At 33.1% G+C, this 14938-nt stretch carries 16 protein-coding genes and 1 rRNA gene; 14 read left to right on the forward strand and 3 right to left on the reverse strand.

The window, feature by feature from the left end; translation table 11 throughout:
* The first annotated feature begins 154 nt into the window (after positions 1–154).
* From K7H06_RS00530 to K7H06_RS00565, 8 genes are all read left to right on the forward strand, one after another.
* On the forward strand, positions 155–1108 hold the full coding sequence (locus tag K7H06_RS00530; protein WP_223038070.1) for an Rpn family recombination-promoting nuclease/putative transposase: 954 nt from the start codon (positions 155–157) through the stop codon (positions 1106–1108).
* A 428-nt stretch (positions 1109–1536) separates the two neighbouring features.
* Positions 1537–1803, forward strand: coding sequence for a type II toxin-antitoxin system Phd/YefM family antitoxin (locus K7H06_RS00535; protein WP_223038071.1), 267 nt, complete (start codon positions 1537–1539; stop codon positions 1801–1803).
* On the forward strand, positions 1790–2107 hold the full coding sequence (locus K7H06_RS00540) for a type II toxin-antitoxin system RelE/ParE family toxin (protein ID WP_223038072.1): 318 nt from the start codon (positions 1790–1792) through the stop codon (positions 2105–2107). Before K7H06_RS00535 ends, K7H06_RS00540 begins: the two co-directional genes overlap by 14 nt.
* A gap of 185 nt (positions 2108–2292) precedes the next feature.
* Positions 2293–2688, forward strand: coding sequence for a nucleotidyltransferase substrate binding protein (locus K7H06_RS00545; protein ID WP_223038073.1), 396 nt, complete (start codon positions 2293–2295; stop codon positions 2686–2688).
* The gene (locus K7H06_RS00550) at positions 2685–2990 is read left to right on the forward strand and encodes a nucleotidyltransferase family protein (RefSeq protein ID WP_223038074.1); all 306 of its coding nucleotides are present in this window, start codon (positions 2685–2687) and stop codon (positions 2988–2990) included. Before K7H06_RS00545 ends, K7H06_RS00550 begins: the two co-directional genes overlap by 4 nt.
* A 46-nt stretch (positions 2991–3036) precedes the next feature.
* Positions 3037–3501, forward strand: coding sequence for a DnaA N-terminal domain-containing protein (locus tag K7H06_RS00555; protein WP_223038075.1), 465 nt, complete (start codon positions 3037–3039; stop codon positions 3499–3501).
* A 228-nt stretch (positions 3502–3729) separates the two neighbouring features.
* Positions 3730–4590: an RpnC/YadD family protein gene (locus K7H06_RS00560; RefSeq protein WP_223038076.1), complete on the forward strand. Its 861-nt coding sequence runs from the start codon at positions 3730–3732 to the stop codon at positions 4588–4590.
* Between the two features lie 189 nt (positions 4591–4779).
* Complete coding sequence (locus K7H06_RS00565) at positions 4780–6504, forward strand: phospho-sugar mutase (RefSeq protein ID WP_223038077.1); 1725 nt, start codon at positions 4780–4782, stop codon at positions 6502–6504.
* A gap of 66 nt (positions 6505–6570) precedes the next feature.
* Here the strand turns inward: K7H06_RS00565 and K7H06_RS00570 are convergent, their stop codons facing one another.
* On the reverse strand, positions 6571–7197 hold the full coding sequence (locus tag K7H06_RS00570) for a GTP pyrophosphokinase (RefSeq protein ID WP_343216802.1): 627 nt from the start codon (positions 7195–7197) through the stop codon (positions 6571–6573).
* 161 nt (positions 7198–7358) lie between these two features.
* Between K7H06_RS00570 and K7H06_RS00575 the strand changes: the two genes are divergently transcribed.
* The 5 genes from K7H06_RS00575 (at position 7359) to K7H06_RS00595 (ending at position 11889) form a co-directional block, all read left to right on the forward strand.
* Positions 7359–7568: a hypothetical protein gene (locus K7H06_RS00575; RefSeq protein WP_223038078.1), complete on the forward strand. Its 210-nt coding sequence runs from the start codon at positions 7359–7361 to the stop codon at positions 7566–7568.
* A 290-nt stretch (positions 7569–7858) separates the two neighbouring features.
* A complete protein-coding gene (locus K7H06_RS00580) occupies positions 7859–9022 on the forward strand; it encodes a hypothetical protein (protein WP_223038079.1) in 1164 nt (387 codons plus the stop codon).
* A 207-nt stretch (positions 9023–9229) separates the two neighbouring features.
* Entirely contained in the window at positions 9230–10168 is a 939-nt protein-coding gene (gene pyrF, locus K7H06_RS00585; protein ID WP_223038080.1) for an orotidine-5'-phosphate decarboxylase, read from the forward strand.
* A gap of 49 nt (positions 10169–10217) precedes the next feature.
* Positions 10218–10982 (forward strand): dihydroorotate dehydrogenase electron transfer subunit, encoded by a 765-nt coding sequence (locus K7H06_RS00590; protein ID WP_246637597.1) that lies wholly within the window; start codon positions 10218–10220, stop codon positions 10980–10982.
* Complete coding sequence (locus K7H06_RS00595) at positions 10975–11889, forward strand: dihydroorotate dehydrogenase (RefSeq protein ID WP_223038081.1); 915 nt, start codon at positions 10975–10977, stop codon at positions 11887–11889. The genes K7H06_RS00590 and K7H06_RS00595 overlap by 8 nt, the downstream gene beginning before the upstream one ends.
* Positions 11890–11892: 3 nt before the next feature.
* On the opposite strand, the gene K7H06_RS00600 is transcribed toward K7H06_RS00595, so the two are convergent.
* Together K7H06_RS00600 and K7H06_RS00605 are read right to left on the reverse strand one after the other, a co-directional pair.
* Complete coding sequence (locus K7H06_RS00600; protein WP_223038082.1) at positions 11893–12273, reverse strand: DUF4363 family protein; 381 nt, start codon at positions 12271–12273, stop codon at positions 11893–11895.
* A gap of 6 nt (positions 12274–12279) precedes the next feature.
* On the reverse strand, positions 12280–12957 hold the full coding sequence (locus K7H06_RS00605; protein ID WP_223038083.1) for a YetF domain-containing protein: 678 nt from the start codon (positions 12955–12957) through the stop codon (positions 12280–12282).
* 430 nt (positions 12958–13387) lie between these two features.
* Between K7H06_RS00605 and K7H06_RS00610 the strand changes: the two genes are divergently transcribed.
* Positions 13388–14913 (forward strand): 16S ribosomal RNA (locus tag K7H06_RS00610).
* Positions 14914–14938 lie beyond the last annotated feature (25 nt).

The following is a 14938-nucleotide window of genomic DNA, read 5'->3' on the forward strand; positions in this document are numbered from 1 at the left end:
TGAAATAAAGAGAATAAAATTGTGATTTTATTACATCGAAAATAAGTTTAATGTTATCTTGAAAAAGCTATATTTAGTATAAATATCATTAAAAATTTGATATAATAAAAGTAAAGTAATCAAGTAATAGACGCATAAAAGGACGTGAAAACATTTGGTAAAGAAGCATGATTTTGATGCAGCATGGAAATCAATATTAGAAGCTTTTGAAGTGGAAATTGTAGAGCTACTATTTCCAGAATTATTTGACAAAATTGTATGGGAGTTAGGAACAGAATCTTTAGATAACGAATTAAAAGAGATTCAAAAGGAAATATTTGATAAGGATCGTAGTGAAAAGATTATATCTGATAAAATCATAAAAGTAAGATTAAAAGATGAGGGAAGTAAAATATTATTTATACATGTAGAAGTACAAAGTTATAGTAGCGGATATGAAGTCTTTGGAGAACGGATGTTTAGGTATTTTTATAGGATATGGGATAAATTTAGATATAAATATGAAGACAATTCAGAAATAGTAGCAGCAGCTATCTATACGTATAAAGGGGATAGAGGAAAAGATCAAAGATATGTATATAAACTGCCAGAAATGGAAAAAGAGATACTTATTTATAATTTTAAAACGATAGATGTGGAGAAGATAAGACTTGAAAATATAAGTGAGGATAATCCATTAAAACTAGTTTTTAAGATGGCAAAAAGATTATTAGAAATAGGTGTGGCAGATGAAGAAATATATAAGGCGAAAATAGCATTAGCAGAAGAACTTAAAAATTATAACAAAGTCAAAAATGATGATCAGATAAAGGCTTTGGTAGATTTTTTAGAATATTTATTTTTGATTCAAGATGAAGTGTTAGATAGTAAGTATGAGGAATATAAAAAAGTAATGGGAGGTGTATTGGATATGACAATTGATGATATAAGGAAAATACACTATACACAAAAAGGAAGAGAAAAGGGAAGAGAAGAAGGAGCTAATGAAAGAGCAATACGAATAGCTAAAAAAATGCTTAGACGTGGAGATTCAATAGAGGATATTGTTGATGTTACAGAACTTAAAAGAGAACAAGTAGAAGAATTAAAAAAAGAGTTAATTAATTAGGGAAAAGAAGCGTTGGTGCCTGTTATCAACTCATTTACTTATCGAATATTCTGGAAATATTCAAAAGGGAGAACTAACCTTTTTGGGGTAAGTTCGCTCTTTTTTGCTGGGATTGAAATAAAGAAAACAAAATTGGATTTTTAAATTTATAATGATATAATAAAATCATTATAAAATGAATATTTATTATGGTGAAAAGATGGGTGGTGTTTGTGCAGATTTTTTAACTTATTAACTTATTGAATAAAGAGAGATACCTTTTGGCAAAATGAAGCTAAGAGGTGTTTTTTTTATGCTCAAAATGCTCCGCAGGAAAATGGAAAAAAGGGAAAGTTACAGAGGAAATATTTGCAGGAGAGTATATTATTGTGAGAAAGACATAATCATGCTATAATTAAAGCATAATATTGAACGAAGGAGATGATGTTATGCCTCAGATTAGACCTATAAAAGATTTAAGAAATACAACTGAGATTTCAGAACTATGTCATAGTAACAAGGAACCAATTTTCATAACAAAGAATGGATACGGTGATTTGGTTGTTATGAGTATAGAGACATATGAACGAGAGATAGCTAAAGTAGATCTTTATAAAAAACTTGCAGAAGCAGAACTTCAAATTAAAAACGGTGAGTTACTTTTAGATGCAGAGGATGTTTTTAAAGAACTAAGAAATAAGTATGTTAGAAAATAATTACAATATTAAATTTACTCCAAAAGCAAATGATGACTTAAAGGAGATTTACAGCTATATTTCTAGTAAGCTATTTGCCCAAAATGAGGCAGATAATTTACTTGAAAGAATGGAAACAAGTATTATGAGATTGAAAGAATTGCCGTTTTCTTGCAATTTCGTAGCTGATGAATATTTAAAGAATAAAGGCTATCGTAAGCTCATGGTAGATAACTATATTGTTTTTTATTTGGTAGAAGAGATGGAGAAGAAAGTCATTATCATACGTGTTCTATATGGAAGACTGATTTTAAAGCATATTTAGCTGATTTGATGAAAAATGGTTTGTTAAATGAGGTATATAAACAGGTAGCAGCTAGTGAAGAATAATGTAGATGGCTTTAGTTCTATTTGAAGATGGGATTGAAGCTATTTTTTATTATGACAGAAGGACAAACATGATATAATAATAGTACATATGTCAAAGAAATAAGAAGGTTGGTGGTATAGATGAATATTGATATGAGATGGAAACAGAGATTCTCTAATTTAATAAAAGCGGCTAGGCAGTTAACGGAATTTATTGAAAAAGAGGAATTGAATAAATTTGAAGTCCAAGGATTAATACAATGTTTTGAGTATACCTTTGAATTAGCTTGGAAAACTATGAAAGATTATTTAGAACAAGAGGGCTTTGATGTGAAAAGTCCTAGAAAAGCAATAAAAACAGCTTTTCAAACACAGTTGATTGATGAGGGACATATTTGGATTGATGCATTAGAAAAAAGGAATCTAATGGCTTATACTTATGATGAAGAAAAAGCAACAGAAGCAGAAGAATTGATAAGAAAAAAATACTATAAAATGATTAAGGAACTTTGTTTGAAGCTGGAGGAATTATCATGAAGTTTGGGTTAAGAGAATCTGACCTAGATTATATAAAAAAGGCTATAGGAAAATTTACTGAAATAGAGAAGGCTGCGATTTTTGGGTCTAGAGCTAAGGGGAATTATAAGAAAGGCTCAGATGTGGATATTGCTATTTATGGTGATTATATAACATTTGATACTTTATCAAGATTGCATGCAATGCTAGAGGATCAAGGACCATTACCATATTTTTTTGATATTGTAGACTATACACATTTAAATCATAAAGAATTGAAGGAGCATATTGATAGAGTGGGGAAAATTATTTACTATAGATGAAGAGACTATTAGTGAAAATAAGTATACATAGAGAGTGAGGTCTTTTATGGAGAAAATATTGGATGAAATACTTATGGAAATACGTGGTATAAAAGAAACGGTTGATAGTATAGATGAAAGGCTTAAAAAACTTGAAACTGTAAAGTCTAAGGAATATTATATAGATAAAAGATTAGTACCTAGTAATGATAAAATTAAGCCTGATTTTTATAGAATATATGATTCAGAATTTAAAGATGTTTGGAACAAGGCTATAGAATTGATTAAAGCAGAACTTACAGAAGTTAGTTTTAATACTTGGATTAAAAATATAAAATTTTTAGGAAACAATCAAGATGATATAACTATATCTGTTCCTAATGATTTCTCAAAAGGACTGATCGAAGCTAGGTATCTAAAATTAATTCAAGCAAGTTTGGAAGCTATAGCAGGAAAAATATATAAAGTTAAGATTTTAGTAGATGATATAGATGGTTTACAAGAGGGTCTTTGTAAAGAGTGTAGAAGATAACAGCCCTAGTGCCTGTCTTTTAGCTAAATGTAAATAGCTTTAGTTCTATTTGAAGATGGGATTGAAGTTATTCTTTAACATTGATTTAAAGATAGGGTTGAGACTTTTTCTATTAAGAGAAAGTGTATATGGAATAATTTACATTGTGTTAAGCTATTTGATTTATTTTAGAGATATGTAATATATGGTATAATACATGTATAAAGGGAAATAGCAAAGGAGTATTTTATGAATAAGATAGACATCAATTATCAAAATTATGATAAAGTCTTTAAAGATGCACTTAGTATATTTCATAATAAGGCATTAGATTTTTTGAATCTACATATGCCTAAAATAGAAAGATTCATTGAAACGGAATTTTCAGAGATTGAGACAAAAGAAAACAGAATGGATTTAAATTTTTTGTTAGAGGATGGAAGTATTCTTCATTTAGAGGAAGAAGTAGATTTATCGAAAAAAGATTTGATTCGTTTTGCAAATTATGATTTAAAATTATTTAATAGATATGAAAAGAATATTAAAACAATCGTTTTATGTATTAATAAAGTCAATTATGAGAATGCATATTTTGATATAGGAGCTATGAAATATGAAACTGTAGTTGTTGATTTATCTCAAATAGATGGTGATGCAAAAATAGAAGAGATTAAATCTAAGATTGCGAATAATGAAGAGGTCAACGAATTAGAATTGATATTTATACCCCTAATGGGAAGTAAAAGAAAAAAATTAGAAGTGCTTAAAGAAACAGTAGAAATAGAAAGTAAACTAGATAGGGATATAACTTTAAAAGAAAAGATGATTGCAATGACCTTAGTAGCTAGTGATAAGATTGTAAAAAGAGAAGAGTTAGAAAAAATTTGGGAGGTGGTTAGAATGTTTAAATTCATCGAATTTGCAGAGGAAAAAGGCATAGAAAAAGGGATGGAAAAAGGGATGGAAAAAGGGATGGAAAAAGGTAAAATAGATATAATTAAGAAGCTGTTAACTTTAGGTGCAAATGAAGAAATGTTGATGGAAGCATCTGGCTTATCTTTAGAATCCATACAGAAAATAAAGAAAGAAATAGATAAAGAAAAGCATTAGATTAAAGAGTGCCTATCAGTTCAGTTTGAACAGGTAGTAGCTAGTGAAGAATAATGTAGATGGCTTTAGTCTTATTTAAAGATGGGATTGAAGCTGTTTTTTTATGAAAAACTTTATTTTCATGTTAAAATAGATACTGTGATTATAAAAATCTGAATAATGAAATGATTAAACAAGGGGGAGAAAGAGATGAACTATAGAGAACAATATGATTATTGGTTAAACAACCCATACTTTGATGAAGAAACAAAAGTAGAATTAAAAAATATAGAAAATGATGAAAAAGAAATAGAAGAACGTTTTTATAAAGAATTAGAATTTGGTACAGGTGGTCTAAGAGGAATCATTGGAGCAGGGATCAACCGAATTAATAGATACGTTGTTGGGAAAGCCACACAAGGCCTTGCTAATTATTTATTAAAAGAAGTTAAAGATGCGAAAAATAAAGGGGTGGTGATTGCGTATGATTGCCGTCATAAATCAGCTGAATTTGCACAAACTGCTGCTCTTGTATTAAATGCCAATGGGATTAAAGCGTATTTATTTGAAAGTTTAAGAACGACTCCGGAACTATCATTTTCAGTAAGAGAGCTTGGCTGCGCTGGAGGAATTGTTGTTACTGCGAGTCATAACCCGCCAGAATATAATGGATATAAGGTTTATGGAGAAGATGGAGGACAGATTGTGCCTGCTATAGCTGAGAAGGTTATAGAAGAGATACAAGTGATTCAAGATTATGCAGATGTGAAGGTTATGGATAAAGATCAAGCTTTAGATAAAGGGCTTTTAGAGATCATTGGTGAGGAAGTAGATAAAAAGTACATAGAGAAGGTAAAAGGTTTAGTAGTAAGAAAAGATGTTATAGATAGCATGAAGGAGTTGAAAATTATCTATACCCCACTTCATGGTACTGGAAATATGCCTGTAAGAAGAGTTTTAGGTGAAATAGGCTTTGAAAATGTGATGGTGGTAAAAGAGCAGACTGAGGCTGATGCAAACTTTTCTACTGTGAAATCTCCAAATCCTGAGGAGCATGAGGCTTTTACATTAGCATTAAAGTTGGCAGAAGAAAATGGTGCAGATTTGATATTAGGGACTGATCCTGATTGTGATCGAGTAGGAGTCGTTGTGAAAAATGCTGAAGGAAAGTATCAGGTATTGACAGGGAATCAAACAGGAGCTTTGCTGATAGATTATTTATTATCTAGTATGAAGGAAAAGGATAGTATTCCTGAAAATGGGGCCATTGTAAAAACCATTGTTACTAGTAGAATGGGTGAAAAAATTGCAAAATCCTTTGGAGTAGAAACTTTAGATACTTTGACTGGGTTTAAATTTATTGGAGAGAAGATCAAAGAGTTTGAAGAGAATAAAGATAAAACCTTTTTATTTGGTTATGAAGAAAGCTATGGTTATTTAGCAGGTACCTTTGTAAGGGATAAGGATGCGGTAATTGCTTCAATGCTAATTTGTGAAATGGCAGCTTATTATAAGAGTAAGGGTATGACCCTTTATGATGGACTCCTTAGTTTATATGAAAAATATGGTTATTATCAAGAAGATTTAGTATCCATTACCTTAAAGGGAAAAGCTGGCATTGAAAAGATCCAAAGTATATTAGAGAATCTAAGAGAACATACACCTAAAAATATAGCAGGAAAAGCTGTAAAGGTGTTTAGAGATTATAAGAGTAGTAAAGGAATAGATTTTATAACAGGAGAAGAAGAGGAAATCACACTTCCAAAATCTAATGTACTCCACTTTACTTTCACAGATGAAAGCTGGTTCTGTGTAAGACCATCTGGAACGGAGCCGAAGGTGAAAATCTATTTTTCTGTTATGGGCGAGAGTTTAAAGGATAGCAAAGATCAATTAGAGACTATAAAAGGTGCCGTAATGGAATTAATTCAGTAGTGCTTAAAATACCTCTTGGTAGCGTATAGCCAAGAGGTATTTATTCTTATACAAAAATTTTACGGGTTACTTATATTGTGCCATTTTATTCTTTATATCTAGCATTCTATAATCAAGATGGGTGATGACATCAGCACATTCCTTTAATTGTTCTGTGATACCCTCTGGAACAAATTTGTTGAATTTATAAAAAATCTTATGTTCAAGGCTTGCCCAAAAGTCCATGGCGATGGTTCGAATTTGGATTTCCACCTTGACAGGGGCTGTTCGATCAGATAGAAATACTGGGATTTCTACGATGAGATGCAAACTTTGATAACCATTTGGCTTTGGATTTTTGATGTAATCCTTTATCTGGATAATGTTTACATCACTTTGCTTTTCTATTAATTCATAGATAGTATAAATATCGGATGTAAAGGAGCAAATAATCCTGATTCCAGCAATATCATGGATATATTTTTGTGCATTCTCAAGGCTTACTTCATGACCTTTTCTCTTTAACTTGGATACAATACTGTCGGTGGTTTTCACACGGGATTTAATGTGTTCAATGGGGTTATGGGAATGAATAAACTGAAATTCATCATTTAGTATATTTAGTTTAGTGTTTACTTCGCTTAAAGCGAATTTATAGATGAGTAGCAAATTGTTCCATTCAACTGCGTATTTTGGCATTTTTATTGGTTCCAAAATATGATCACTCCTATTTGATTTAAAATTGAAAAATAATATACTCATTATATCATATACTTTATGGTTAAGACATTAAGGGGACTGCAAAGTTATAAATTTGAGTTAAAACTAATTTGATGTTAAAATGGAATTAATTTAAAATGTAGGCGGTGAATATAATGAGTGATAATAATAAAATAATTAATCTATTAGAAAAGATATATGTAGAACTTCAAGAAACAAAAAAAGAGCTCAAATATGAAATAGGTGAAAATAGAAAATCAATAAAAAAACTAGAAACTACAATAGAAAGTGAAATTTCAGATAAGATTAGGGCTTTATATGATTCAAGAGAAGTTGTAAATGATAAGTTAGAGACCATTGGATAAAATACAGTTTGATGTTAACAATTTGACCATGAAAGTGGCTCAGAGTGATAATACAATAATTGAGTTGAAACGTAATTGGAAGAATGCCAAATAGAAATATGTACAGTCTTTATTGAAAAGATTATAAAATAGAGTGCGGTATATTGAATGCAGGATAGAAGTTTTATCCTGTATTTTCATGTTTATTTTAATTTTTAAAATTTGTGGTAAAATAGGATAGAAAAGAAAAAGATATTAAAAACATTGAAAATATAGTGACTTATTCATAACAGGGTTAGAAGGAGATTAAAATGGACAAAAAATTTAAAGTCATTAAAGGAACGAAATATGATCCTATTGACATAGAATATGATTTTTTAGAAGGATATGTAACAGATACAAGACTTATGGGTGTTATAGGACTTTGGATCAAATGGGAAAGGAAAGATGGAAAGCTTTTTTATCAGTTTTTTCATTTAGATGCAGAGGAATATGGATTGGATGATTATGAGAGTGTGTATGGTGAAGATACGATTAAAATAGAGAAAATCAAAGGCAGAATGATGGGAGGCCTTGGTGGAAAATTCGTTCCTGTTAATGAGCGGGAGGCAAAATATATTATACAAAGTTATGTTAAGAAGAATGAAGCATGGAAGGAGCCTTTGCCAGAGTCTGAGTGGGAATATGAATTTTTACTAAAGGATGAAGTTTGTTTATCTAAAGAGGAAAAGAGTAATTTATATGAGAAACTTTGTGAAGATATCGTATCTCCATTTCAGCTGATTAATTATTATATTATGCGCTGTGTGGGGAAAGATGAAGAGGCAGTAGATTATTTATTATCAAAGGATATAGACTACAAGGTAGTAAATAGACCCTCTACCTTATTAAAAAATATTATTGAAATCAATGAAGATAGCAAAGGCATTTTTTATCTTACGGAATCTTTGATAGATATTGAGAAAAAATATAAAATGGTAGTATCGGAAATAAGATTGATAGAGACTGAGAATGGTCTTAAGGTAGAAGATGCACAAATAAAATCTATGATGAAAATCACTAGTACAGAAGCAGCATTTGCCCTTATGAGAAAGGAATATTTGCTCGTTTATCATGTAAAGGATATGGGGAAACTAATCAAACTATTAGCAAATGAAAAACGTCATGCTATGAAAAATAGCTATGAGTTAGGATATTTGTATACAGAATTTTATCCTACAAATGCTCATGTAAATAGACAGACCTATTATTTAAACGAAGATGTATATGGGGTATACTATATTACCACAGGGGATCAATTAATAGCAGCAGCTTATCATCAGGAGAAAATAAGAGAAATACAAGATTATTTGATGGAAAGTGAATTTGGACAAGTTTTGGAGTTAGAAGAAAAAATAGACTTAGATCATTCTCTTTTATATGAATTCATTCATAGTGATAAGGATAATATATTTGATTTTTTGGATGAAGAATAAGTTGACAATAACTAAAATTATATGATAACATAATAAAAATGAATATTGATGCCTTTAATTTGGTCCAGAGAGGCCGGAAAGGACGGGATGAAAAAAATGTAAGCAAGGTGCTACATTTTTATAGGATGATTGTACCCTTCTGCCTCTGGTAGAAGGTTTTTTTGTGTAAATAAAAGACTTTTTATGGTAAAAAAAGGAGGAAAAAGTATGTTTATTGATGAATTAATAAGAGTGATAAAGGAAAAGAAAAGTAATGTGGTTGTAGGATTAGACCCTAGAATTGAAAGTATTCCAGGCGTTGTAAAAGATAAATATTTTAAAGAATATGGAAAGACCCTAAAGGCTGTAGCTGAAGCTATATTAGAATTCAATAAAGAAATTATCGATTATGTATATGATATTGTACCAGCAGTGAAGCCTCAGATTGCTTTTTATGAGCAGTATGGATTAGAAGGGTTAAGAGCATATATGGAAACTTGTAAATATGCAAAACAAAAGGGGCTATTGGTGATTGGAGATACAAAAAGAGGAGACATCGGAAGTACGTCTGCTGCGTATTCTAATGCTCATTTAGGAAATGTAAATGTAGAAGGAACAATCCATGAAACCTTTGCTGTAGACAGCATTACTGTTAATCCATACATGGGTGGGGATACATTAGAAGAGTTTATAAAAGAGATTAATGAAAAAGGTCGAGGAATGTTTGTACTTGTAAAAACTTCTAATAAAGGATCTGGTCAACTTCAGGATTTAGAGGTAGAAGGGAAAAAAATATATGAAGTGGTAGCAGAATTAGTAGATGAGCTAGGAAAGCAAACACTAGGAGAATGTGGATATACTTCAGTAGGAGCTGTTGTTGGGGCAACTTATCCAGAACAATCTAAAGCCTTAAGAAAGAAAATGCCAAGAACATATTTTCTTGTACCAGGATATGGGGCACAAGGAGGTACAGCAGAGGATATTATTCATTGCTTTAATGAAGACGGGTTAGGAGCTGTGATTAATTCATCAAGAGGAATTATATTTGCATACAAAAAAGATGGATATACTGAAGAAAAATATGGACAAGCGGCAAGAGCGGAAGCGTTAAAAATGAGAGATGCTATCAATAAAGCATTAGAATTAAATAAAAAATGTTACTACTAAAAAAGATATGAACAAATAGTATGAATTAATTGTATGAGGAGGGGAAATTTTGAAAAAAAATTTATATTGTAAAATACTTGAGAATATAGAGATTGCACCAAGTATTCATAAAATCGAAATGGAAAGAGTAGATGGATTTGGGGATATAAAACCAGGACAATTTTTACACATAAAATGTTCGGATGCTTATTTACTAAGAAGACCTATTAGTATTAGTATGGTACAAAAAGATAGAGTAGGGATAGTAGTAAGAAAAGCGGGAGAAGGAACCTCTCTTTTATGTGATAGAAAAAAAGGAGAGATATTAGATGTATTAGGACCTTTAGGAAATGGATTTACTATAGATGAAGGGAAAAATGTTATCGTCATTGGTGGAGGAATTGGTACAGCTCCCCTTCTTGAACTTGTAAAAAACTTAAAAGAAAAACAGGTAACTGTATTATTAGGGTATAAAGATACACCTTATCTTGTAGAAGCTTTTAAGGATTATGTGAAAGATGTAAAGGTTGCTACGGAAGATGGAAGCGCTGGATATAAAGGATATGTTACGGACTTATTAAAAACAAAGTTAGAGAATGATAAAGTAGATATTATATATAGTTGTGGTCCAGAGATCATGCTAAAAAAAGTGCAAGAAATTGCTACTGAATATAAAGTGAAATCTCAACTATCTATTGAAGAAAGAATGGCTTGTGGGGTAGGGGCATGTTTAGTGTGCACCTGTAAGGTAAAGAGTGAGGATGGTGTAAAGCATGTGAGAACATGTAAAGATGGACCTGTATTTTCAGGAGATGAGGTGATGTTTCATGAATAAGATTGATATGAGCGTAGATTTAAATGGGTTAGTGTTAAAAAATCCTGTTACAGTTGCATCTGGGACCTTTGGATTTGGCAGAGAATATGGGGAATACGTAGATTTAAATAAAATTGGAGCAATTGCTGTAAAGGGGCTTACCCTTGAAGAAAGACAAGGAAATCCTACTCCAAGAGTTGTTGAAACGCCTATGGGAATGATTAATAGTGTAGGACTTCAAAATCCAGGGGTAGATTATTTTATCAAAGAGGAGCTTCCAAATTTATCTCAGTATGATACAAAAATTATTGCAAATATTAATGGAAATACCATTGAAGAATATTGTAAAATGGCAGAGAAATTATCTAAAACATCAGTAGATGCATTAGAACTAAATATATCTTGTCCAAATGTGAAAGAAGGAGGAGTAGCATTTGGAAGAGATCCAGAGATGGTTCATAAAGTAACGAGGAAGGTAAAGGAAAACAGTGATAAGTATTTAATTGTCAAATTAAGTCCAAATGTATCTGATATAAAAGAAATTGGAGTTTCTGCAGAAAGTGGAGGAGCAGATTGTCTTTCTCTTATCAATACCTTAATTGGAATGGGCATTGATATAGAGAAGCAAAAGCCTATTCTTGCAAGAGGAATAGGAGGTTTATCAGGACCAGCAGTAAAGCCTGTAGCTGTTCGTATGGTGTATGAAGTTTCAAAGGCAGTAAACATTCCTATTATCGGTATGGGTGGAATTATGAATGATAAAGATGCTATAGAATTTTTCTTAGCAGGAGCATGGGCTGTATCTATAGGTACAGCAAATTTTGTAAACCCAATGGTGAGTATGGAAGTCCTAAAAGGGATAGAAGAATATCTTAAAAGAAAAGAATATACTTCTATCAAAGAACTAGTAGGACAATTAAAATTTTAAATCCTATAGAATGTTGATCAAATTAGGGACTTCTTCATCTTTTAACATAGTAAGCATTGCTTTTAAGGCCTCTATTTCTGCAAGAGATAGAGGTGTATTTTTTTTCTTTAAATAAATATTTGCTCTTGTCATGATTAAATCAATTTTATGAATTTCACGATGATCTACAAATAAAGGAAGAAAGTCTTTTAGACTTTGCCATTTTTCATTGGTTTTAGATAGTTTTGCATAGGCTATTTGCCAATCTTGAGTTTCGATATTTTCACTAACCTTGCTCAAAGTATTCGTAAGATCAGTAAAACCATCGTTAATGGTATCATATAGAAGGGCCCATCCACCAATAACTAAAAGAACTGCTAATGTTGCAATGATTAATACTCTCATAAATGATTACACCTCATCCTTTTTATGAACATAAATCTCTTTAGTGGCATCTGCATAACAGAATAAAACTTCTTTAGGGTGTCTAACTCCTTTTGTTTTTATCTGAGATAGAAGCCAATCTTTTGAGCAACTGATTTTTTTTAGATTCTCATCATTAATATGGCCATCAATAATCAAAGTAACAGGGAGTCCATCATAAGATGGGGTTATATGCATATCTTCTAAAGTTACAGTTTTCTTCTGTGATTTAGGAATGATGCTCAAATCACCATTAGTTTCTAGTATTGCAAATTCAACATCTGAAAGATTATAATAATTTTTTACTCTCATTTGTTCAATCAAATCATTCATATTGATTCTTAAACGCTTCATTTCCTTTTCGTTAATATTTCCATGATTGATTAGTATACTAGGCTTACCGCAGATGAGTCCTCTAGCTTTCTCACTTTTTAAAGTTATATAGGACAGAACAACTTGAATGAATAATAAAGCAATAATAGCTGTAAAACCGTTTACTAGGGGCAATGCAGTATTTTCCATAGGTAAAGATGCAAGCTCCGAAATCATAAGGAGGATGACTAACTCAAAGGGTTGCATCTCACTAAGTTCTCCCTTTCCCATCAATCTTATACAAAATAAAACAAATAGGTACAATAATACCGTTCTTATTAAAATAATAATCATTGATCTGTTTCCTTTCACTATGTAGGATTAATCATTTTATAGTATGAGAATAAGTTGTTTGTTTTATTCTAAATTTGTCACTACTATAAATTACCACTTGATTTAATAGGATGAATACGGTATGATAATACCTGTCGCCAATAAACGATAAGTGTTAACAAAAAAGAAATTTGGCGAATGTCGAATAAGGAGTTACAAAGAAATAAGTAATGAATATTAAAACATTACCTGAAACTTCTAGAACATTTAGTGGAATATCTATTAAAAAAGATACAAAAAAGATATTGACAAATTCGACAAAAAATGATAAGATAAATAAGTCGTCAACACGACGATGAATTTTAAAATTGAACTTTGAAAACTATACAGTGTAAGAAATTAAGCCAGATATATGGACATAAAAGTCCAAAACGTTCAATTCAAAACTTTTATACTTGAGAGTTTGATCCTGGCTCAGGATGAACGCTGGCGGCGTGCCTAACACATGCAAGTCGAGCGTGAAGCTCTTTATTGATCTTTCGGGTGATTTAAAGAGTGGAAAGCGGCGGACGGGTGAGTAACGCGTGGGTAACCTGCCCTATACATAGGGATAGCCTCGGGAAACCGGGATTAATACCTGATAAAACTCTAGTATGGCATCATACATGAGTCAAAACTCAGGTGGTATAGGATGGACCCGCGTCTGATTAGCTAGTTGGTAAGGTAATGGCTTACCAAGGCGACGATCAGTAGCCGACCTGAGAGGGTGATCGGCCACACTGGAACTGAGACACGGTCCAGACTCCTACGGGAGGCAGCAGTGGGGAATATTGCACAATGGGCGAAAGCCTGATGCAGCAACGCCGCGTGAGCGATGAAGGCCTTCGGGTCGTAAAGCTCTGTCCTAAGGGAAGAATAATGACGGTACCTTAGGAGGAAGCCCCGGCTAACTACGTGCCAGCAGCCGCGGTAATACGTAGGGGGCAAGCGTTATCCGGAATCACTGGGCGTAAAGGGTGCGTAGGCGGCCAATAAAGTCTGGGGTGAAAGGCTACGGCTTAACCGTAGTAAGCCTTGGAAACTTATTGGCTTGAGTGCAGGAGAGGAGAGTGGAATTCCTAGTGTAGCGGTGAAATGCGTAGATATTAGGAGGAACACCAGTGGCGAAGGCGACTCTCTGGACTGTAACTGACGCTGAGGCACGAAAGCGTGGGGAGCGAACAGGATTAGATACCCTGGTAGTCCACGCCGTAAACGATGAGTGCTAGGTGTCGGGGGTCGAACCTCGGTGCCGCAGCTAACGCATTAAGCACTCCGCCTGGGGAGTACGGTCGCAAGACTGAAACTCAAAGGAATTGACGGGGACCCGCACAAGCAGCGGAGCATGTGGTTTAATTCGAAGCAACGCGAAGAACCTTACCAAAACTTGACATCCTTTGCATTACCCTTAATCGGGGAAATCCCTTCGGGGACAAAGTGACAGGTGGTGCATGGTTGTCGTCAGCTCGTGTCGTGAGATGTTGGGTTAAGTCCCGCAACGAGCGCAACCCTTGTCTTTAGTTGCCAGCATTTCGGATGGGCACTCTAGAGAGACTGCCGGGGATAACTCGGAGGAAGGTGGGGATGACGTCAAATCATCATGCCCCTTATGTTTTGGGCTACACACGTGCTACAATGGCTGGTACAACGGGAAGCGAAAGAGTAATCTGGAGCCAATCTTAAAAGCCAGTCTCAGTTCGGATTGTGGGCTGCAACTCGCCCACATGAAGCTGGAGTTGCTAGTAATCGTGAATCAGAATGTCGCGGTGAATGCGTTCCCGGGTCTTGTACACACCGCCCGTCACACCATGGAAGTTGGGGGCACCCGAAGTCAGCTATCTAACCTTTTGGAGGAAGCTGCCGAAGGTGAATTCAATAACTAGGGTGAAGTCGTAACAAGGTAGCCGTATCGGAAGGTGCGGCTGGATCACCTCCTTTCTAAGGAGAATAGGTTTGTTTCTTA

The organism is Crassaminicella profunda, from assembly GCF_019884785.1.
Lineage (GTDB): Bacteria > Bacillota > Clostridia > Peptostreptococcales > Thermotaleaceae > Crassaminicella > Crassaminicella profunda.

Bases quoted from the DNA above. Each gene is read 5' to 3' on its own strand.
- K7H06_RS00550 (WP_223038074.1), top strand. From the start codon at position 2,685: ATGAAGTTTGGGTTAAGAGAATCTGACCTAGATTATATAAAAAAGGCT.
- K7H06_RS00605 (WP_223038083.1), bottom strand. From the start codon at position 12,957: ATGATTATTATTTTAATAAGAACGGTATTATTGTACCTATTTGTTTTA.
- K7H06_RS00565 (WP_223038077.1), top strand. From the start codon at position 4,780: ATGAACTATAGAGAACAATATGATTATTGGTTAAACAACCCATACTTT.
- K7H06_RS00545 (WP_223038073.1), top strand. From the start codon at position 2,293: ATGAATATTGATATGAGATGGAAACAGAGATTCTCTAATTTAATAAAA.
- K7H06_RS00560 (WP_223038076.1), top strand. From the start codon at position 3,730: ATGAATAAGATAGACATCAATTATCAAAATTATGATAAAGTCTTTAAA.
- K7H06_RS00595 (WP_223038081.1), top strand. From the start codon at position 10,975: ATGAATAAGATTGATATGAGCGTAGATTTAAATGGGTTAGTGTTAAAA.
- K7H06_RS00535 (WP_223038071.1), top strand. From the start codon at position 1,537: ATGCCTCAGATTAGACCTATAAAAGATTTAAGAAATACAACTGAGATT.
- K7H06_RS00555 (WP_223038075.1), top strand. From the start codon at position 3,037: ATGGAGAAAATATTGGATGAAATACTTATGGAAATACGTGGTATAAAA.
- K7H06_RS00600 (WP_223038082.1), bottom strand. From the start codon at position 12,273: ATGAGAGTATTAATCATTGCAACATTAGCAGTTCTTTTAGTTATTGGT.
- pyrF (WP_223038080.1), top strand. From the start codon at position 9,230: ATGTTTATTGATGAATTAATAAGAGTGATAAAGGAAAAGAAAAGTAAT.
- K7H06_RS00580 (WP_223038079.1), top strand. From the start codon at position 7,859: ATGGACAAAAAATTTAAAGTCATTAAAGGAACGAAATATGATCCTATT.
- K7H06_RS00575 (WP_223038078.1), top strand. From the start codon at position 7,359: ATGAGTGATAATAATAAAATAATTAATCTATTAGAAAAGATATATGTA.
- K7H06_RS00540 (WP_223038072.1), top strand. From the start codon at position 1,790: ATGTTAGAAAATAATTACAATATTAAATTTACTCCAAAAGCAAATGAT.